The organism is Kitasatospora sp. NPDC036934 (genome assembly GCF_055608425.1).
In genome coordinates, this window is sequence record NZ_JBVJQR010000023.1 from 21078 (window position 1) to 39849 (window position 18772).

General features: G+C 72.4%; 19 protein-coding genes and 1 pseudogene. 10 read left to right on the plus strand and 10 right to left on the minus strand.

Features of this window, described 5'->3' with window-relative positions; all coding sequences use genetic code 11:
* Positions 1-53: 53 nt before the first annotated feature.
* Positions 54-1394, minus strand: a complete 1341-nt coding sequence (locus tag ACZ7BZ_RS29140; RefSeq protein WP_470360933.1) for a GH1 family beta-glucosidase — start codon at positions 1392-1394, stop codon at positions 54-56.
* Positions 1395-1678: 284 nt separating this feature from the next.
* Here ACZ7BZ_RS29140 and ACZ7BZ_RS29145 point away from each other — a divergent pair, with 284 nt between their 5' ends.
* Together ACZ7BZ_RS29145 and ACZ7BZ_RS29150 are read left to right on the plus strand one after the other, a co-directional pair.
* Positions 1679-2203: a hypothetical protein gene (locus tag ACZ7BZ_RS29145; protein ID WP_470360934.1), complete on the plus strand. Its 525-nt coding sequence runs from the start codon at positions 1679-1681 to the stop codon at positions 2201-2203.
* An 8-nt stretch (positions 2204-2211) separates the two neighbouring features.
* Entirely contained in the window at positions 2212-2709 is a 498-nt protein-coding gene (locus tag ACZ7BZ_RS29150; RefSeq protein ID WP_470360935.1) for a CinA family protein, read from the plus strand.
* A gap of 165 nt (positions 2710-2874) precedes the next feature.
* Here the strand turns inward: ACZ7BZ_RS29150 and ACZ7BZ_RS29155 are convergent.
* Positions 2875-3132 (minus strand): annotated as a pseudogene (locus ACZ7BZ_RS29155) (plasmid stabilization protein); the annotation flags it as partial.
* A gap of 188 nt (positions 3133-3320) precedes the next feature.
* Between ACZ7BZ_RS29155 and ACZ7BZ_RS29160 the strand changes: the two are divergent.
* Positions 3321-3830, plus strand: coding sequence for a hypothetical protein (locus ACZ7BZ_RS29160; RefSeq protein ID WP_470360936.1), 510 nt, complete (start codon positions 3321-3323; stop codon positions 3828-3830).
* Positions 3831-3999: 169 nt separating this feature from the next.
* Here the strand turns inward: ACZ7BZ_RS29160 and ACZ7BZ_RS29165 are convergent, their stop codons facing one another.
* Positions 4000-4212: a hypothetical protein gene (locus ACZ7BZ_RS29165; protein ID WP_470360937.1), complete on the minus strand. Its 213-nt coding sequence runs from the start codon at positions 4210-4212 to the stop codon at positions 4000-4002.
* Between the two features lie 905 nt (positions 4213-5117).
* On the opposite strand from ACZ7BZ_RS29165, the gene ACZ7BZ_RS29170 reads away from it, so the two are divergent.
* Positions 5118-5399, plus strand: a complete 282-nt coding sequence (locus tag ACZ7BZ_RS29170; protein WP_470361009.1) for a helix-turn-helix domain-containing protein — start codon at positions 5118-5120, stop codon at positions 5397-5399.
* 205 nt (positions 5400-5604) lie between these two features.
* On the opposite strand, the gene htpG is transcribed toward ACZ7BZ_RS29170, so the two are convergent.
* Together htpG and ACZ7BZ_RS29180 are read right to left on the minus strand one after the other, a co-directional pair.
* On the minus strand, positions 5605-7521 hold the full coding sequence (gene htpG / locus ACZ7BZ_RS29175) for a molecular chaperone HtpG (RefSeq protein WP_470360938.1): 1917 nt from the start codon (positions 7519-7521) through the stop codon (positions 5605-5607).
* A gap of 221 nt (positions 7522-7742) precedes the next feature.
* Complete coding sequence (locus ACZ7BZ_RS29180) at positions 7743-8441, minus strand: hypothetical protein (protein WP_470360939.1); 699 nt, start codon at positions 8439-8441, stop codon at positions 7743-7745.
* A 108-nt stretch (positions 8442-8549) separates the two neighbouring features.
* Between ACZ7BZ_RS29180 and ACZ7BZ_RS29185 the strand changes: the two genes are divergently transcribed.
* The 5 genes from ACZ7BZ_RS29185 to ACZ7BZ_RS29205 all read left to right on the plus strand — a co-directional run bounded on the left by ACZ7BZ_RS29185 (position 8550) and on the right by ACZ7BZ_RS29205 (position 11142).
* Positions 8550-8984: an Hsp20/alpha crystallin family protein gene (locus ACZ7BZ_RS29185; protein ID WP_470360940.1), complete on the plus strand. Its 435-nt coding sequence runs from the start codon at positions 8550-8552 to the stop codon at positions 8982-8984.
* Between the two features lie 132 nt (positions 8985-9116).
* Complete coding sequence (locus ACZ7BZ_RS29190; RefSeq protein ID WP_465747106.1) at positions 9117-9431, plus strand: STAS domain-containing protein; 315 nt, start codon at positions 9117-9119, stop codon at positions 9429-9431.
* 36 nt (positions 9432-9467) lie between these two features.
* Entirely contained in the window at positions 9468-9872 is a 405-nt protein-coding gene (locus ACZ7BZ_RS29195; protein WP_380456652.1) for a DUF2267 domain-containing protein, read from the plus strand.
* Positions 9873-9928: 56 nt separating this feature from the next.
* A complete protein-coding gene (locus tag ACZ7BZ_RS29200; RefSeq protein WP_470360941.1) occupies positions 9929-10327 on the plus strand; it encodes a DUF2267 domain-containing protein in 399 nt (132 codons plus the stop codon).
* Between the two features lie 611 nt (positions 10328-10938).
* Positions 10939-11142, plus strand: a complete 204-nt coding sequence (locus tag ACZ7BZ_RS29205; protein WP_030918248.1) for a cold-shock protein — start codon at positions 10939-10941, stop codon at positions 11140-11142.
* Between the two features lie 143 nt (positions 11143-11285).
* Here ACZ7BZ_RS29205 and ACZ7BZ_RS29210 read toward each other — a convergent pair whose 3' ends face one another.
* Both ACZ7BZ_RS29210 and ACZ7BZ_RS29215 read right to left on the minus strand, forming a co-directional pair.
* On the minus strand, positions 11286-11678 hold the full coding sequence (locus ACZ7BZ_RS29210; protein WP_380456655.1) for a hypothetical protein: 393 nt from the start codon (positions 11676-11678) through the stop codon (positions 11286-11288).
* A 118-nt stretch (positions 11679-11796) separates the two neighbouring features.
* Positions 11797-12663 carry a LysR family transcriptional regulator gene (locus tag ACZ7BZ_RS29215; RefSeq protein WP_470360942.1) on the minus strand — a complete coding sequence of 289 codons (867 nt, stop codon included), beginning with the start codon at positions 12661-12663 and terminating at the stop codon, positions 11797-11799.
* 103 nt (positions 12664-12766) lie between these two features.
* Here ACZ7BZ_RS29215 and ACZ7BZ_RS29220 point away from each other — a divergent pair, with 103 nt between their 5' ends.
* The gene (locus ACZ7BZ_RS29220) at positions 12767-13057 is read left to right on the plus strand and encodes a YciI family protein (RefSeq protein ID WP_470360943.1); all 291 of its coding nucleotides are present in this window, start codon (positions 12767-12769) and stop codon (positions 13055-13057) included.
* A gap of 264 nt (positions 13058-13321) precedes the next feature.
* Here the strand turns inward: ACZ7BZ_RS29220 and ACZ7BZ_RS29225 are convergent, their stop codons facing one another.
* From ACZ7BZ_RS29225 to ACZ7BZ_RS29235, 3 genes are all read right to left on the minus strand, one after another.
* On the minus strand, positions 13322-14581 hold the full coding sequence (locus ACZ7BZ_RS29225; RefSeq protein ID WP_470360944.1) for an ATP-grasp domain-containing protein: 1260 nt from the start codon (positions 14579-14581) through the stop codon (positions 13322-13324).
* Positions 14582-14652: 71 nt separating this feature from the next.
* Positions 14653-16764, minus strand: a complete 2112-nt coding sequence (locus tag ACZ7BZ_RS29230) for a prolyl oligopeptidase family serine peptidase (RefSeq protein ID WP_470360945.1) — start codon at positions 16762-16764, stop codon at positions 14653-14655.
* Positions 16661-18757: an MFS transporter gene (locus tag ACZ7BZ_RS29235; RefSeq protein WP_470360946.1), complete on the minus strand. Its 2097-nt coding sequence runs from the start codon at positions 18755-18757 to the stop codon at positions 16661-16663. Before ACZ7BZ_RS29235 ends, ACZ7BZ_RS29230 begins: the two co-directional genes overlap by 104 nt.
* Positions 18758-18772: the final 15 nt, after the last annotated feature.

Here is an 18772-nt window from a genome sequence, read left to right on the forward strand (position 1 = left end):
CTCTTCCCCACGTCGGCTGTCCAGCGGTCAAGTTGATCTACCTGGCCGGCCCGCTACCCCACCGTACGGTTCCGATGGGCGGCGATCAGGTCGCGGTACCAGGCGTACGAGGCCTTCGGCGTCCGCTCCTGCGTGTCGAAGTCGACGTGGACGAGACCGAAGCGCTGGTGGTAGCCCTCGGCCCATTCGAAGTTGTCGAGGAGGGACCAGGTGTAGTAGCCGCGGATGTCGATGCCCTCGGCGATGGCGGCGGCGACGGCGGCGAGGTGGGAGGAGAGGTAGTCGATGCGGGGCTGGTCGGGGGTGGTGGACTCGTCTACGGAGCACCCGTTCTCGGTGATGGTGATGGGCGGGAGGGCCTTGCCGTAGAAGTCCTTCAGACCGAGGAGGAGTTGGCGCAGGGCGTCGGGGACGACGGGCCAGCCGAAGGCGGTGTGGGGGACGTCGGGGATGTCGACCAGGTCGAAGGGGAGGGCGGGGTCGGTGGGGGCGGCGACGCGGGTGGGGTTGTAGAAGTTGAGGCCGAGGCCGTCGAGGCCGGGGGTGTGTATGAGGTCGAGGTCGCCGGGGCGGACGGCGCCGTAGATGTCGTCGGGGACGCCGAGGGCCGAGAGGTCGGGGTAGCGGCCGAGGAGGACGGGGTCGGTGAACAGCCGGTTGTGGAGGGCGTCGTAGGCCTGGGCGGCGGCGAGATCGGGCTCCGTGGAAGACGCCGGCTCGACGGCGGTGAGGTTGTTGGAGAGCATCACCTCCAGGCCGCGGTCGTGCAGGATCGACGCGGCCAGGCCGTGGCCGAGGAGCTGGTGGTGGGCGGCGGGGAGGGCCCCGAACATCAGGGTGCGGCCGGGGGCGTGGGTGCCGAGGGCGTAGCCGAAGACGGTGTGGACGAAGGGCTCGTTGAGGGTGATCCAGCTGGGGATCCGGTCGCCGAGGCGGCCGGTGACGATCGCGGCGTAGTCGGCGAAGCGGTACGCGGTGTCGCGGTCGAGCCAGCCTCCGTGGTCCTCCAGTGCCTGCGGGAGGTCCCAGTGGAAGAGGGTGGGCAGCGGAGTGATGCCGGCCTCCAGCAGCGCGTCCACCAGCCGGTCGTAGAAGGCGAGTCCGGCCGGGTTGACGGCGCCCGCGCCCGTGGGCAGCACCCGGGGCCAGGAGACGGAGAAGCGGTAACCGTCCAACCCGAGGCCCTTCATCAGGGCGACGTCCTCGGGGTACCGGTGGTAGTGGTCGCAGGCCACCGCACCCGTGTGCCCGTCGCGGACGGCGCCGGGTCGGGCGGCGAAGACGTCCCAGACGGACGGGCCGCGGCGGTCCTCGTCGACCGCCCCCTCGATCTGGTAGGCGGCGGTGGCGGCGCCCCAGCGGAAGCCGGGCGGTAGGTCGAAGCGGTCCGGCATGGCAGCCTCCCGACGGAACATGAGGGTGACTCATGTTACCGGCGCGACCCCGAAAGACCAGAGGCAGGCACCACCGATGACACCCGCCCCGAAGTGGGCGCCGGGCAAACCCCGATGTCGCGGCTGTGTCACGGGCGCACGAGCGCCGGGCGGCTGCTCGCGGCACGATGAGACGGACCGGACAGTTCGGCTCCCATGGCCGGCTCGTGAGCACCGCGCGCCCCAGCGCTCGGCGGTCCCGCGGATCGACCCTTCATCCGGGAGGAATCGTGGCCCCTCAACCGTTGGCCGAGCCCCTGCACATCTACCTGAACGATCACCTGAGCGGCGCGTTCGGGGGCGCTGCGCTCGCGGACCGCATGGCCCGCAGTCACTCCGACAGCCGCCGCGCGGGCGACCTGCGGCGCCTGGCGCGCGACATCGAGCAGGATCGCGACGATCTCGTGCGGATCATGACCCGGCTCGGCGTTCCCGTCCGGCGCTACCGGACGTGGCTCGGCCTCGCCGGCGAGCGGCTGGGCCGGCTCAAGCCCAACGGAACCGTCGTTCGCCGTGCCCCGCTCAGCGACCTGATCGAACTGGAGACGCTCCGCACCGGGGTCGAGGGCAAGGCCGCGGTGTGGCGGGCGCTGCGCGCCATCGCCGACACCGATGAGCGCCTCGACCGGGCGGAACTGGATCGCCTGGCCGAGCGGGCCGCCGAGCAGGGCCGCGCCCTGAACGGCTGGCACCAGGCGGTCAGCGCCGCCGTGCTCGCGCACCGAGCCGGGACGGGGCGGTCGGGTACCGGTTCGGACAGCGGGTGGTGAGCGGCCCGGTGCCGACCGACGAGGCGGGCGAGGGCCGGGTGGTACGTGAACTCCACTCGGCGCTCCTGGCGGCCGGGAGCACGGTGGCGGTGGCGGAGTCCCTGACGGGCGGTCTCCTGGCGCTCGTACTCACCGAGGCTCCCGGTGCGAGCGAGGTGTTCGTCGGCTCGGTCACGGCGTATACCAACGAAGTCAAGCACGGCGTTCTGGGAGTCGACAGCGCCCTGCTGGAGCGCCACGGCGCCGTCCATGCCGAGGTGGCCCGGCAGATGGCGGCCGGCGTCCGGCGGCTGATGGGCAGCACCTACGCCCTGTCCACCACCGGCGTGGCCGGTCCACAGTCCCAGGACGGCCGGCCGGTCGGCACCGTGTTCCTCGGGCTCGCCGACGCGCACGGCACTCGCGTCGTCTCCCCGCAGCTGCGCGGCGACCGGCACACGATCCAGCAGCAGTGCGTGGACGAGGCGGTGCGCCTTCTGCAGACCCACCTGCGCCCATCGCCCTGACCGCCGGAGCCCGGGGCGCCGCACGCGCGGCGCCACCGGACGAATCGTCGTCCGCGTCCCGGGTGACCCTGTCCGTGCTCGTCGCATCGTCCTCCCGTCATGCCGGGTGTCGGGTTCGGTGCGCCCGGGCCGGTCCGGGCATCGGTGGCCGGCGCCTGGCCAGTGCCCGAGCGCGTTGGCGAGTTCCGTCTTGGTCATCTTCGAGCGGCCGTGGATGCCTCGCTGCTCGGCCTCGTTGTACAGCTGCTCCTTCGTCGGCCCCTGGGACCCGGAGTGCGAACGCCGTCCGCCGCGCCGGGAGGAGGAGGTGTCGTGGGTGGAGGAGCGGCTGGCCGTCTTCGACTCGCCCTGCCGGGCCCGTTCCTTGTTCACGGTCCGGGACGCGATCTCCTTGGCCCGCTTCTCGCTCTCTCCCCGGCCCAGGGCGCTGTCCTTGACGTGCTCGTACTGGCGTTCGCGCTTCTTGCTCGGGCGTGGTGCGCGTCATGCCGTCCTCAGGAGGAGGCGGCCTACACTGGTCGGCCACGAGCGGGGCAGCGCGGCTCCGCACCGGACGGCTCGCACCACCGGCAGCGGACACCGGCGAGCACCTTCCCGAGGGACCGATCCCCGTGCCCGACCTGACACCCGTCATAGCCGCCTGCGCCCGCTGGCTGCTGAACGCCTACCCGACCCCGGCCGGCGCCTTCAGCCGCGCGCTCGCCGAGAGCCAGGCCCGACAGGCGACCGCCCTGGCAGCCGCCCTGCGCTATCCCACCCCGATGGACGTCCAGCTGCTGGACCTGCTCGGCCCCGGCGGCGCCGACCGGCTCGACTGGCTCACCGGCACCCACCCCCACCCGGAGGACACCGCTTGGCGGACCTGGGTGGACGAGACCGTCGTCAGCTGGGCCGCGTGCATGCTCGCCGACCCCGCCCTCGCCGCGCACGCCCACCAGGCCCTCGCCACGACCGAGCACCACACCGGGACCGGAGCGCTGCGCCGCCTCACCGAGCCCGGCACCCGCGACACCGAGGCCGCCGCCCTCCTGCGCCACCCCGACCTCCTCGAACCCGTCGCCGCCCTGCACCGGAGCCAGCTCGTGGAGCGGCTGAACATCGAGGGCGCCCCGCTGGCGTGACACCGCCGACCGGGTGAACCGGCCCCGGGCCCGGGCCCCGCGAGGCGCACAACGGCGGCGGTATGCCCGGGACGGGCAGGCGACGACCCCGACCTCACGACGGCCGGACGGGGTCAGGCGTGCTGCAGGCAGCGCTTGAGCCCGTTGAGGTCGTATCCGCCGGTGGACGTCACCTCCGCCGGTGGTCGCCGGGTGGGCGGGCGGTGTCGAGGGCGTCGCGCAGGGCGTACAGGTCGGCGATGGTGGCTCGTTCGGCGAGGCGGGCCAGCAGCCGGCGGATGGTGCGGTCGTCGCCGTCGCGAACGGCCTCGGTGATCGCTTCGATCAGGACTGCCTGCCCGTGTCGGCCGCTCTCCGGTGCTGCGGCCACCAGGTCTTCCACTCCCGCCTCCTGCGCGGTGCTGCTCGGTCCTCGGCGAGCGCGGCGGCGGCCGGGGGGGTACCGCCGCCGCGCAGCGGGGAGACTACCTCACGCGCGGCCGACGCAAAATCTATGCGCGCCGGAGTAGACATTGCTCGCGGGCGGGTCTAGCGTTTCTCTCGTAGACAGCAGTCGGCGATACCGGCCAGACACGAACTGGCCGGGGTTGTTGGACAGAAGTTCGCAGTGCGGTCCGGCAGCGGAGTTTCGAAGCCAGCAGGTGCAGGACGGCGACGGGACTGGCTGCCGGACCGGGCGGCCCTCAGGTATCAGGGGCCGCCGGCGGTATCGAGCAGTACGCAGTTCAGTGAGTGCGGTACCAGCAGTCGAAAGACAGGCAGGACCTCGGCAAAGGCGTCAGGCTGCGGGCGCGCGTGTCGAGGGGTCCGGGCAGTGAGGTTGTGGTCCATCGCCGGTGCAGGACGGCCGGTGAGGCCGGGCTGCCGGACAGGGTGGGCCGCCACGGCCACCGACCAGCAGGTGCAGTACCGGCAGTACAGCAAGTGCAGTACAGCAAGTGACAGTTCAGTACAGAGGATGAACGGAGGACGCAAGCGCCATCAGGATCGCCCGGCCGGTGAACACGCGCCCGGGCGGACACCGCAGACCCCCCGAAGGCACGAAGGACGGTGGTTTCCGGTCACGCATACGCGATCCCCGCACTCCCCCTCCCCCGGGGCAGTGCGGACGTAACAGGACCGGCCCAGGCCGGTAGATGGTGTTGTTTCCCCTTCGGGGCCCCGGAGCCGCAATGGCCCCGGGGCCCCTCGACGCGTTCTCCCGAGAACCAGAGAGGTGCAGTGACTACTACGGCCAGCCCCGACACACCCGACAAACTCGACGACGACGACTACCCCGCGTACACGATGGGCCGCGCCGCCGAGATGACCGGCACCACCGCCGGCTTCCTACGCGCCCTGGGCGAACACCGCCTCATCACCCCACTGCGCTCCGACGGAGGCCACCGCCGCTACTCCCGCTACCAACTGCGCATCGCCATGCGCGCCCGCGACCTCGTCGATCAGGGCACGCCCATCGAAGCCGCCTGCCGCATCGTCATCCTCGAAGACCAACTCGAGGAAGCCCTGCGCCTCAACGAACAACTCCGTCGCTCCCAGTCCGACCAGGAGCCTCCCACGGACACGTGATCCGCGATCGTCCGGCCTGCGGCGCGGTTTCTCCGCGCGCAGGTCGGCTGTGCGGACACCCGAGGAACCAGCGGCGCGGGAGGACGCGGTGCGCACGGCCTGCGGCGCCCCTGCGCCGCGGTGGGCCGCCGGGTGACGCGCCGGCCGGGACGGGGTGCGGCCGGGCGGGCCTCGTCGTGCCGCGGCCGGCCGCACCCCGCGCCGGTTACAGGGTGCGGGTCAGGTGGTCGGCGAGGAGCCGGGTGAAGCGTGCGGGATCGGGAAGGTCGCCGCCTTCGGCGAGCAGGGCGCTGCCGTAGACGAGTTCGGCGGTCTCCGCCAGCGCCGGGTTGTCGGGGTCGGCCTGGTGCGACGTGCGCAGCGCGGTGATCAGCGGGTGGTCGGGGTTGAGTTCCAGGGTCCTCTTGACGGAGGGCAGTTCCTGTCCCATCGCCCGGTACATCTTCTCCAGGGTGGGGGTCATGTCATGGGCGTCGCCGACGATGCAGGCCGCCGAGGTCGTCAACCGGGAGGACAGGCGGACCTGCTTGACGTGCTCGGACAGGGTGGTGGTCAGCCAGGGCAGCAGGACCGCGAAGTCCTGCTCGTGCCGGGCCTTGTCGGAGTCGGTTTCCCGGTCGTCGTCGGCGGCTTCGTCGAGGTCGACCAGGCCCTTGGCGATGGACTGCAGTTTGTGGCCGTCGAAGGCGGGGACCTGGTCGGCCCAGACCTCGTCGACGGGGTCGGTGAGGATGAGGACCTCGTATCCCTTGGCCGCGAACGCCTCCATGTGGGGGGAGTTCTCCACCATCGCCCGGCTTTCGCCGGTGAGGTAGTAGATGGCGTCCTGGCCGTCCTTCATGCGTGCGACGTACTCGCGCAGGGTTGTGGTCTTCTCCGGGTCGTGCGTGGAGGCGGCCGAGATCAGTTCGAGGAGGGTGTCGGAGTTGTCGGCGTCCTCGATCAGGCCTTCCTTCAGCACGCGGCCGAACTGGGACCACAGCTTGCCGTATCGCTCGGCGTCCTTGGCCTGCATGTCCTTGATCGCGCCGAGGACCTTCTTGACCAGTCGCCGGCGCACGCCTTGGATCTGGCGGTCGTGCTGGAGGATTTCGCGGGAGATGTTCAGCGACAGGTCGTGGGCGTCGACGACGCCCTTGACGAAGCGCAGGTAGTTCGGCATCAGTGCGTCGCAGTCGTCCATGATGAACACGCGCTTGACGTAGAGCTGAACACCGCGCCGGGTGTCGCGGGAGAACAGGTCGAGGGGTGCCTGCGAGGGGATGAACAGCAGCGCCTCGTACTCGAAGGTGCCCTCGGCGCGCATGTGGACAGTGGCGGCGGGGTCGACCCAGTCGTGGCTGATCTGCCGGTAGAACTCGTGGTACTCGGCCTCGGTCACCTCGCTGCGCGGACGGGCCCACAGCGCCTTCATCGAGTTGAGGGTCTCGACGGTGGGCGTGGTGGTTCCGTCGGCGTCGGTGCCCCCGGTGGCCATCCGGATCGGCCAGCGGATGAAGTCCGAGTACTGCTTGACGATCTGGCGGATCTTCCGCTCGGAGAGGTAGTCGGCGAGCCCGTCCTCGCTGTCGGCGGGCTTGAGGTGCAGGGTGACCGAGGTGCCCGTGGGCAGGTCTTCGACGGCCTGGATGTCGTAGGTTCCCTGGCCTTCGGACTCCCACAGGGTGCCGGAGTCGGTGCCGGCCCGCCGGGTGCGCAGGGTGACCTTGTCGGCGACCATGAACGCCGAGTAGAAGCCGACGCCGAACTGCCCGATCAGGTTCTGTGCCGCGGCGGCGTCCTTGGCGTCCTTGAGCTTGGCCAGCAGGCCGGCGGTGCCGGACTTGGCGATCGTGCCGATCAGCTCCACGATGTCGTCCCGGCTCATGCCGATCCCGTTGTCACGGATGGTCAGCGTGCGGGCGTCCTGGTCGACTTCGAGGGCGATGTGCAGGTCGGAGGTGTCGGCCTCCAGGGCGGGATCGGTCAGCGATTCCAGCCGCAGCTTGTCCAGTGCGTCGGAGGCGTTCGAGATCAGCTCGCGCAGGAAGATGTCCTTGTTCGAGTAGATCGAATGGATCACCAACCGGAGCAACTGACGTGTCTCGGCCTGGAATTCCAGCGTCTCGACGGTGCTGTCCACTCTGGGGCTCCTTTTCCGGGTGAGGCTTGAGAAACGGGTTCGGCATGAGAAACGGGTTCGGCGTGAGCCCGGACGGCTCTCGCCGACGGCAGTGGCATGGTAGGCGACCGGGCGGCCGGCGACCGCGGGTGCACCTGGCGCACTCCGGTCGCCGGGGACCTGGCCGCCAGGTGTCGGCCGGTCGGGGTGGACCGGCGGGCGGTACCGCGTCGGCGGCGAGGTCAGGTACGCCGTTGGTCGCTGTCCTGGCGGAGCCGGTCGGTGTGCCGGGCGAGGTCGTCGAGGCGGGTGGCCAGGTCCGGGTGGGCCGGGCCGAGGTGGGGGCGCATGGCGGCCAGGGGGGTGACGAGCTCGGCCGGGTCGGGGGTGCCGAGGGCGGTGGTGAGGGCGGCCTGGGCCGACCGGGCGCGGGGGTCGAGGCCGGTGAGGGCGGTGAGCTGGGCGGCGAGCACCCGCAGGTCGGCGGCGTGGTCACGGGCCCAGGCGGTGACGGCGCGCTCCGCGGCCCGGCGGTCGCGCGCCGCTTTGACGCGTTCGGCACCGGTTTCGGTCTGCTGGGTCCCCGTGGTGCCGCTGGCGGGCTTGAGGCGCAGGTAGCGGTTCTCAGCCGCCTGGCGACTGGCGACGCCCATGGGGTGGGCGAGGTCGGCCCAGGTAGCGCCGGCCTCCCGGGCCGTCTCCACCAGTGGAGCCTCCCAACCGGCGAGCCGGCCGCGCAGGTCTCGCAGCAGCGCCAGGGCGGCCAGGGCCTGCTCGGGGCCTTCCTGCGCCTCGGGGCCGGCCGTGGGCTGGGGTGCGGGGGCCTGGGCGGTGCGGACGGCGTCGTCAATGGCGGCCAGGGCCGCGGCGGCGGCGAGGAAGGAGGCGGGCTCGACGGGCGCGGGAGGGCCGGCGGCGGGTGTGCGGGGCTTCTCGCTCATGGAGTCACTCTATAGGCGACACCAAGACTTGTCATCGGATGGATGACGCGCTAGAAAGGTGTCAGGTGAAGCGCACTGGCCCCCTGATCCTTCTGGAGGTGTTTCGCGATGCTGATGCGCACCGACCCGTTCCGCGAACTGGACCGTCTGACCCAGCAGTTCCTGAACACGACCGGCACCTGGTCCCGTCCGACTCCGATGCCCCTGGACGCCTACCGCGCCGGCGACGAGTACGTGATCTGCTTCGATCTGCCGGGCGTGGCCCCTGAGGCGATCGACATCGACGTCGAGCGGAACATGCTGACCGTCAAGGCCGAGCGCCGCCCCCGCCGCGAGGGCGACGATGTGAAGTGGGAGCTGTCCGAGCGCCCGCTGGGCGTGTTCTCCCGCCAGGTGATGCTCTCCGACACCCTCGACCCGGCCGGGATCAGCGCCGACTACGACGCCGGCGTGCTGACCCTGAAGATCCCGGTCGCCGAGAAGGCCAAGCCGCGCAAGATCGCCATCAGCCACAGCGGCTCCCCCAAGCAGATCCAGGCCTGACCAGCCCCCGTTGCCGTTCCGTGTCGCCCCGGTCCCCCGCGGGGCGACACGGAACACCCCCGGCCGAACGAAAGACCCTTCTTCCCGAGCGCGTGAGGCGTCGTGCAGGCCGTACTGGACCCGGAAAGTGCCATGCACACCCAGTTCTCGGCCCCGTTCGTGGTCAGGGCGAGCGGTGACGTCGACCTCGCCGCCGCCCCGCGGCTTCGCCGTGACCTGGCCCACGCACTGGCCGCGCACCACGACGTGGTGCTCGACCTGTCGGAGGTGGAGTTCATGGACTGCGCGGGTCTTGGCGCCCTCGTCGAGGCCCTCAACCAGGCTGACCGGCAGGGCCGCCGGCTCGCCCTGCGGGGGACCGGTCCCCGGGTGGCCCGGCTGCTCGAACTGACCGGCCTTCACCGGCGCCTCGCCGCGCGACCCCGAACGGCGCCGTCCCGCCGGTGACCACCATCCTTCTCGACGACGGAGGGAGATGCTGCGGTGACTGTCCGCTGGGAGGCGTTCCTGGACCAGGTCCGAGAACGCGGCGAATACGACACACCCGAGGAGGCCGAACGGGCGGCGCGCGTCGTGCTGGCCCTGCTCGGCGCCCACCTCGTCGGCGACGTGCGGGCCGACCTCGCCGCGCGCCTGCCCGAGACCCTCGCCCTCGTCCTGCTCAACCCCCTGCAGGCGACCGAACCACTCACCCCGGACAGGTTCGTGCGCGCCACCGCGGCCTGGATCGAGGGCGCCACCGAACAGACCGCCCTGTGGGACATCGGCGCCGTCCTGTCCGCCGCCGCGGACGCCGCCGGCGGCGACCTCATGGACCGCGTGCTGTTCCAGCTGCCCCCCGGCTACGACCTGCTCTTCGGCCGCCCCGCTCCAGGCAACCGCCTCTGACGACATGCCCGCGCCGCCGCACCGCGCGGCCAGCCCGCCCCCGGAAGGCCCCAGTCATGACCCGGCACCGCCACCTGATCCAGCAGGTCCGCACCCTGGGCCGCTACACCACCGACGAAGAAGCCTCACGCGTCCTCGACGCGGTCCTGGCCGTCCTCGGCTCCCAGCTCACCGGCGAGGAACGCTGCGACCTCGCCGCCGCCCTCCCCGAGCGGGCCCGCGCCGTGTTCGCCGCCCAGATCCCCCTGCCCGGACCAGTCGCAGCCCCCGCCTTCGTGGAGGCCGTCGCCCGCAACCTGGGCACCAGCCTCACCGCCGCCCGCTGGGACACCTCCTCCGTCCTGACCGCCCTCACCGACCTCGCCGGCGGCCACCTCACCGACCGCCTCATCGCCCACCTGCCCCGCGGCTACGCGTTGCTGTTCGGCCGCGCCGACCTGACGGTCGCCGCCTGAGCGGCCGGAGTGAGCGGTCGGGAGTGGGGCCAGGAGTGGGGACGCCCACCCATCGAGGTGTTCCCGCTCCCGACCGGGTGCCCGTTCCGGTGATGCTGTCGGCAACGGATGCAACGGGCCGCGAACAAAAAGGCGAGCCGCGCCGCATCCGATGCTCCAATGCGCCGGAAGACGCGGACCCGGTGTCTTTGCAGCGCATTCGATCTTCGGAATGCACGGGCCTGGTACGTCGCCTTCGCGCAACCGGCGCAGAGGAGGCGGCGGCTCCACAGCGGCGCGATTCACCCTCCCCGGGGATTCACCGGATCCCGGGCACGGCGGCGCACTCAGCCACCCGGCTGTCCAGGCACGTTGGCGGCGGCGCCTGGTCGGGCCGGGCCGCCCCGGAGGAGGGCTTCCACGGGATGGGGGGTGAAATGTCCCACCGCGGCGGCCCGTGGCCTGCTAGAGTCGTCTTAGTTGCAGTAGTGGTTCCCATGAACTTTGTGTGCGCCTGCTGATGTATCGCAGGCGCATTTCTGTTTCCCGGCTCTTCCCCGGGTGGGCGCTCATCGCGGCGACTCGAAACCCGCACAGTGCGGGCTTCGGACAGCCCCTTGAAGGAGATTTTTATGGCTAATGGCACTGTGAAGTGGTTCAACGCGGAAAAGGGCTTCGGCTTCATCGAGCAGGAGGGTGGCGGCCCCGACGTCTTCGCCCACTACTCGAACATCAACGCCAACGGCTTCCGCGAGCTGCTCGAGGGCCAGAAGGTCGAGTTCGACGTCACGCAGGGCCAGAAGGGCCCGCAGGCCGAGAACATCCGCCCGCTGTAGTTCTTCCGCCACGGCATCCGCCTGGTGGCGAGGGGCCCGCACCGCGTACACGACGCGCGGTGCGGGCCCCTCGGCATGTCGCCGGACGCCTAACCCGTTCGGCCCCGGCGGCCGACCCGGGCGCGATCAGGTAGGCCCCGGCTTCACTGGTCGGAGTAGCTGAGGTCTCCCACCGTCCAGCTGTTGATGTCGGCGATCGCGATCCGGTACATGCCGCCGGCGTGCGGCAGTCCGTAGCTGCCCTGCAGGATGCGGGCGACATGCAGGTGAAGGTGCGTTGGGCGTCCGGCGGCACGAGGTGCCGAGCCTGTGCCGTCCGCACCGTCGGCGCTGGGCGGTGCGAACAGGGCGGCGAAGGGCTTCAGGTGCTCCGAGTCGGCCAGCACTTCGGCCACTCGCTCGTACCACAGGCTCTGCGGCGCGAGACGGCCGGTGATGACCGCCCCCGGGACGACTACGGTCAGGGGCATCTGGTTGCTGCGCTCGGTCTCCACCATTGCGGCGATGTCGACGAGCAGCCCATCGGGGTTCGACATGCCTCCAGAGGATAGTGCCCCCTGGAGCCCGCTCGCACGGACACCCCCCGGACGGGCCCAGCGCTTCGGCGGTGATCCGCTCGAACTGCGCGCCCATCGCGGCGGCGCGGGGTACCCGTCAGCTCGATCCGGCCGCGACCAGTGCGCGCACCATGGCGACCAGTGCCGGGACGGCCGAGTGGGTCGGAGTGCCCGGGTGCCAGGCGAGCAGCAGCGGCACCGGCGGGGCGTCGACCAGCGGGCGGTATGCGAGGGCGGGGCCGGCGTGCAGCAGCGGCGTCGCCGTCGTGGTGATGCCCACGGCGCGGCCGGCGGCGATGACGGCGAGCCAGTCGTCGGTGTTGCTCACCTCGACCGTCCGGCTGGGCCGGGCGGGAGCCGGCCACAGCTCCGGCGTCGTCGTGCCGGCCACCGTGTTCACGGCGAGCGGTCGGCCGGCGAGGTCGGCGAGGGTCAGTGTCTCGCGCCCGGCGAGCTCGCAGTCCACCGCGACCACCGCCAACCGTTGCTCGTCCATGAGGTGTTGGACCGCCAGGCCCGGTGCGCCGACCCGACCGCGCAGCACGGCGACGTCCACCTCGCCGCGCAGCAGCCCGGCAGTGCGGTCGTCGATCCGATACAACTCCAGTGGTGTGCCAGGATGTTCAGCGTCCCAGCGGTGCATCAGTGGCACGGTGAGGGCGCCGAGCGCGGCCCAGGAGTGCCCGAGCCGCAGCGGCAGGGTGCTCAGCGCGCCCGGGTCCAGGGCGGTGCTCACGGCGGCGAGCGCGGCGGCCGCCCGGTCGCGGAACACCCGCCCGGCGGCGGTGAGTTCCAGGTGGTGGGTGGAGCGGTCGATCAGGCGCACGCCGAGGTGCTGCTCCAGCTGACCGAGCGTTCGGGACAGGGCCGGCTGGCCGGTGTGCAGCCGATCGGCGGCACGCGTGATGGTGCCTTCCCGGGCGATGGCGAGAAAGGCCCGCAGGTGGCGCAACTCGATGGTCATCCCTGCGGAGCATAGCCGCCGCCGAGTCGGCATTTCACCCGCCACCGCCTGTTTCGTACCGTGGCAGTGGCGCACTGCCGGACGAAACCGCGCGGAGGACACCATGGCCTACTACGTCGTCGAGTACACCTTCACCCCCGACCGCCGCCACCTTCGGGTGCGGCCCACCCACCGGGAGTACCTGGCCGTCCTGGCCGAGCGGGGCAGCATCGCGTTGTGCGGACCGTTGGTCCGTGACACCGGCGGGCTGCTGATCTTCCGGGCCGCGAGCGAGGCGGAGGTGCGGGAACTGGTGGACGGCGACCCGTACATGCGGGAGGGCGTACTCGACGGCGTTCGCATCGAGGAGTGGGACCCGGTGATCGGCTCACTGATCGGACGGCTCGACGGGTGACCGCTCGGTGACCTTGACGGTGTCGGACAGCGGTCCTCGGCGGAGCACGTCGATCCGGACCCCCGTGGTGGGATCGGCGAAGGACTGACCGGGCTGGTACGCGGCCGTGTCGAGGGCGGTCCAGCCGGTCAGCGGGTGGCGCCCGGGTCGCCGCTGACCACCTGGACGGGACCATGGCCGGTCCGGGTGGAGGTGTCCACCTGGTGGATCAGCACGCGCGGGCGGTGCTCCTCGCGGTGAGCGGCGTGGAGCGGCCGGTGCCGGTCACTCGACCTCGTAGAAGCCGTCCCCGTCCAGGTAGCGCGCCGTCAGGATGTCGTGCAGCACGGTGCTCTCCGTCTCGTGCACCAGGTAGACGCGCATCGGGTACGTCCAGTCGTCCACCGACCGGTGGATCCGGCCGCCGGGGCGGACGGTCAGGAGGAGGTCGTGGAAGCTGTCGAGGGCTTGCAGCCGCGCCAGCTTCGGGTAGTCGCGCAGGATGCCGGAGACCGGCGAGACCATGTTCACCAGCCCGGCGTGCCGGGGCAGTTCGTAGCCGCTCTCCCAGCGGGCCAGGAACCGATCCGGGTCCACGTACGCGTCGACGGTCCAGTCCAGCTGACTCTCGCCGATCGCGGCCTTCACCGGGACGTGGAGGTCGGCGCCGCAGGCCCGGGCGGCCGTCTCGATCAGGCGCGGCCCGTGCGGGGTGAGCTTGAGTTCGGTGTGCGCGGGACCGTCGAGCACGCCCAGGGCGTCGAGGACCCGGCAGGTGTACGCGGCCAGCGCGTCCTGGTCGGCGCCGTGCCGGGGCAGCAGTGCGGCGCTGGCCCCCAGGTCGCGGACCCCGTTGGCGCTGATGTGGTGCATCTGCCAGATGTCGGTGACGTGGTGCCGGCCGCCCAGGCTCACGGTGTTCACGATGTACTCACCGCCGACGAGGTACTCCTGGGCGAGCACCTCGCGGTTGCGGGCGCCCAGGGCGCTGTCGGCGCCGATCAGCGACTCGAAGGCCGCGCGGACCTGCCCGGCGTCGTCGCAGAAGTGGATGCCGTCGTTGCCCGCGCTGCGGACCGGCTTCAGCACCACGCGGCCGCCGGCCTTGGCGTACCAGTCGAGCAGGGTGTCGAGGTCGGTGGCCAGGATCTGTTCGACGGCGGGGACCCCGGCCGCGCGCACGGTCTCCATCATCCGGAACTTGTCCCGGCGGGCGCTGCTCAGTTCCGTCCCGTTGGTCCGTAGCCCCAGGGCTTCGCTCAGGACGTCGGCCAGTTCGACGCCGCTCTCGATCCCCGGCAGCACGCACCCCGGCGCGAGCCGGGCGACGGCCTCGGCCGTGCGCGCGGCATCCCCGTCGTGCACCACCTCGGCGACGAAGTCGTCCGGCCGGAAGCTGCGCTCGTACGCGGGGTTGGTGGTGGCGGCGCTGCGGATGTGGACGCAGTCGAAGCCCCGCTCCCGGAAGATCGGGGCGAGGCAACGGCCGCTGGAGTAGGCGTCGACGATCGCGACGACGCGGCGGGCGGACGGCTGGGCGGTCATGCGGACCTCATTGTCGTCAGGGATGTCGGGACGGCGTTCCGTAGGGCACTCGGGGCGGCGCCCGTCCGGCGTCAGGGCAGCTCGAGGCCGGTGTGGTGGGCGAGGAACGCGAGGGTGTCGGCGGCCAGCGCGGCCACCCGGGTGGTCGACCGGCCCCGGTGCCCCACCTCGGACTCGCTGCGCAGCAGGACCGGCGCCGTCCCGCTGGTGGCGTGCTGGAGCGCGGCGCACATCTTCCGCGCGTGCATCGGGTCGACCCGCGCGTCGTTCTCGGAGACGGTGAACAGGACGGCCGGGTACGACTCCCCCTCCCGCACGTGGTGGTACGGGGAGTAGCCCAGGAGCCAGTCGAGTTCCTCGGGGTCGTCCGCGGATCCGTACTCGCCGGCCCACAGGTGCCCGAGCCCGAAGTGCTCGTACCGGACCATGTCCAGCAGCGGTGCCTCGCAGACCACGGCCCCGAAGAGGGCGGGCTGCTGGGTGAGTGCGGCGCCGACGAGCAGGCCGCCGTTGGAGCCGCCGTGGATCCCGAGCCGGGCCGGGGTGGTCCAGCCGCCGTCGACCAGCGCCCGCGCGGCGGCGTGGAAGTCGTCGAACACCTGCTGCTTGTGCTCGCGCATCCCCGCCCGGTGCCAGTCCTCGCCCTCCTCGCCGCCGCCGCGCACATGGGCCACCGCGTAGACGCCGCCGGCCTCGACCCAGGCCAGGACCGACGGGTCGTAGGCGGGGACCAGGGAGGAGCCGAACCCGCCGTAGCCGAAGAGGATCGTCGGCCGCGGCCCGTTGCGGTCGGGCGGCTCGACCACCAGCATGCGGACCGTCGTGCCGTCGGTGGAGCGGTAGGAGACCTGCGAGCTCCGTACCTCCGGGACCCGCACCAGGCCGGGTGCGGCCGCCCAGACGCCGGTAGTGCCCGAGCGGGCGTCGTAGCGCAGGATCGACCCCGGCGACATGCTGTCGGTGTAGGAGAACCAGGCCTCGTGACCGCCCTCCGGCCGTTCGTGGAGGCCGCCGATCGCCCCGACGCCCGGCGTCGGCACGGTGCCGAGGCGCTCGCCGGTCTCCAGGTCGTGGACCGTCACCTCGTTGACGGCGTGCCGGGTCCAGCACACCAGCAGGCGCGGCCGGTCCAGTTCGGGGCCGTCCAGGATGGCGAAGTCGGTCAGCACCGCCTCCGGGTCCTCCGGCACCAGGTCGCGCCAGGACGCGTAGGACAGGTCGGCGGGGGTGGCGACGCAGAGCCGCGAGCGCGGCGCGTCCCGGTCGGTGAACAGGTAGGCCCGGCCGTCGCGCCACACGTACAGGCCGGTGTCGGCGTCCTCCCCCACCTGGACGGGGCGGAACACCGGCTGCTGCGGCGTACCGGCCGAGAGGTCACCGAGCCAGAGGTCGCTGCGGTTCTCGGTGCCCCGGGACGCACCGAGGCTCAGCCAGCGTCCGTCCTGGCTGACCAGGATGCCGTAGTCGGTGCCGTCGGGGAGGCCCTCCCCGAACACCAGGACGTCCTCCCGCTCGGGATCGGTGCCGACCCGGTGCAGGTAGACCCGGCGTCCGCGCGCCGGCGGGACGGCGGTCGGTCCCTCCTCGTCGGCCGCCGGTCGCTCCTCGTCGGCGGCGGGCAGCTCGCGGACGTAGTAGTAGGCGGCGCCGCCGGGGAGCCAGGCGACGGCCGAGTGGCGGGTGCGCGGGATGGGGCCTTCCAGCAGGGCACCGGTGGCGACGTCAAGCACATGGAGGTGGGACTCCTCGTTGCCACCCCGGGAGACCTTGTAGGCGAGCCGCCGCCCTTCGTGGTCCGGCTGCCAGGCGTCCAGGGTGGTGCCCCCGGAGGGGTCCAGCCGCAGTGGGTCGAGGAGCACGCGCTCCTCCCCGGTGGGCTCCACGGTGAGCAGCACGGCACGCTCCTGGTCCGGCAGACGGCGGGTGAAGAACTGCCGCCGGCCCCGCCAGACGGGGGCGCCCACCGCGCCGGTCCCCAGCAGTCCGGCGATCCGCCCGCGCAGACCGACCCGGCCGGGCAGCTCGCCGAGGACGCGGTCGCACAGCTCGCGCTGCGCGGCGGCCCAACGCCGGGTCTCCTCACTCCGAGGGTCCTCCAGCCACCGGTAGGGGTCCTCGACCACTCTCCCGTGCAGCTTCTGCGCCTCGGAACTCCGGTGTGCGGGCGGGTAGTCGAAGGTCACTGTCCGGCTCCTCGGCGGGTGGCTGCTCGACGGGTGGGGCCTCGGCGGGTGGCTGCTCGACGGGTGGGCCCTCGGCGGGCGGCTGCTCGACGGATCGGGCCTCGGCGGGCGGCTGCTCGACGGATCGGCCCTCGGCGGGCGGCTGCTTCGGCGGCAGGTGCTCGGCGAGGGTGTGGAACCCGCCGCCGAAGAAGACCAGGGGCGCCCGCCGCTGCCCGTACCGGTCCGGCTCGGTGCAGGAGGGGACGTCGGTGAAGGAGAGGACCTCGGCCAGGACGATCGAGTGGTCTCCGGCCGGGACGACCGTCCGCACCGCGCATTCGAGCCACGCGGTACCGGCTTCCAGCAGCGGGGCGCCGGTCTCCTTGCCCGGTCTCCAGGGGTGCCCGTCGAACTGGGCCTCGCCCGACGGCCGGTCGCGCTTGGCGAAGTGCACCGCGGTGTCCCGCTGCCCGGCCGAGAGCACCGTGATCCCCAGCGGGGCCTTCTCGGCGATCAACGCGTCCAGGCGCGAGCCGCGTTCGACGCAGACCAGGACGAGCGCCGGGTCGAGCGAGACGGTGACGAAGGAGTTGACCGTGGTGGCGTGCGGGATCCCGTCGTGGACCGTCGACGCAACCGTCACGCCGGTGGCGAAGGCCCGCCCCGCCTGCCGCACCAGCGGTGCGGCCGACGCCGGGTCGGGCCCGGACGCCCCGTACGCCGCCGCAGGGGTCTCGCGGTCCTCCGGGGCCCCGGGAGCGTCCGGACCGTCCGGGGCCCCGGGTGCCCGGTCCCCGTGGCGGCGCAGTGCGGCGGCGCCCACCAGGGCCGAGGCCAGAGCGGAGGCCGCGGCCACCAGCAGCAGGACGGTGAAGGAGCGCCGCATCGAGCCGGCGCCCGTGCCGAAGCCGGTGACCGCCATGAACAGCAGGATGCTCACCGTCACGCCGGCGAAGGTCCCGAGGGTGAAGAGCCCGGACACCCGGCCCGCCACCGCGACCGGCTCGTTCTCCAGGATCCGCGACTGGAAGAGCACCGCGAAGACCTGACCGGCCGCCAGCATGACGGAGCTGGCGGGGACCGCGACCCAGGCATTGGTCACGAAGGTCATGCAGGCCAGCGCCCCGGCCACGACCAGGGCGGCGAGCACGCCCGGACGCAGCCCCCGCTGCTTGCGCAGCCGCCCGGCGAGGGTGGCGCCGATGACCGCCCCGGTGCCGTTGGCGAGGTTGATCACGCTCAGCCAGGTGGCGCCGCCGCCGAGGAAGTCCCGGGCGACCACGTTCGGGTAGACGTTGATGAGCCCCGCGCCTGCGTTCAGCGCGAAGACGCTGACCAGCAGCAGCCTGCTGTTCCCGGTCAGCCGCGGCCTGCCGGAGCCGGCCGCGGCGGAACCGTGCCGGGCGCTCGTCACCGCGGGCGCCGGCATCAGCCGCAGGAGCAGCAACCCGGAGACGACGAAGGTGGCGATGTCCAGCGAGGTCAGCGTGGGCAGGTCGCTGACCTGGAGCATCAGGGGCGCGGCGGCGGTGCCCAGGATGAACATCGACCAGTCGATCCTGGACAGCGACGCCAGTGCCGCGGGCAGCCGGTCGTCCGGCAGGACCCGCCGCAGGTAGGCGGTCTGCGAGGCGGTGAAGAACGGGGTCAGCAGGCTGAGGAACGCCATCACGCCGATGGTGGCCGCCGAGGTGAAGCCGGCGCCGGCCGACACCACCACGAGCAGCACCGCGAGCACCGCGGCGCGCAGCGCGTCCAGCCCGATCAGCGTGCGCCGGGTGTCCCGACGGTCGGCCAGCGGGGCCAGCAGCCGGGAACCGAACAGGATCGGCAGGTACACCAGCACGATCGCCGTGGTGAGCACCGCGTTGGAACCGTGGTTCTGGTTGTAGGCGTAGTACACGACCCCGGTGCGGAACAGCCAGTTGCCGAACTGGCTGACCGCGTAGGCCGACAGCAGCGCACGGAGGGAACGGCGTTCGGACGGTTCGCTGCGCTCAGCGGGTGGCACGGTGGTGCTCCTTGT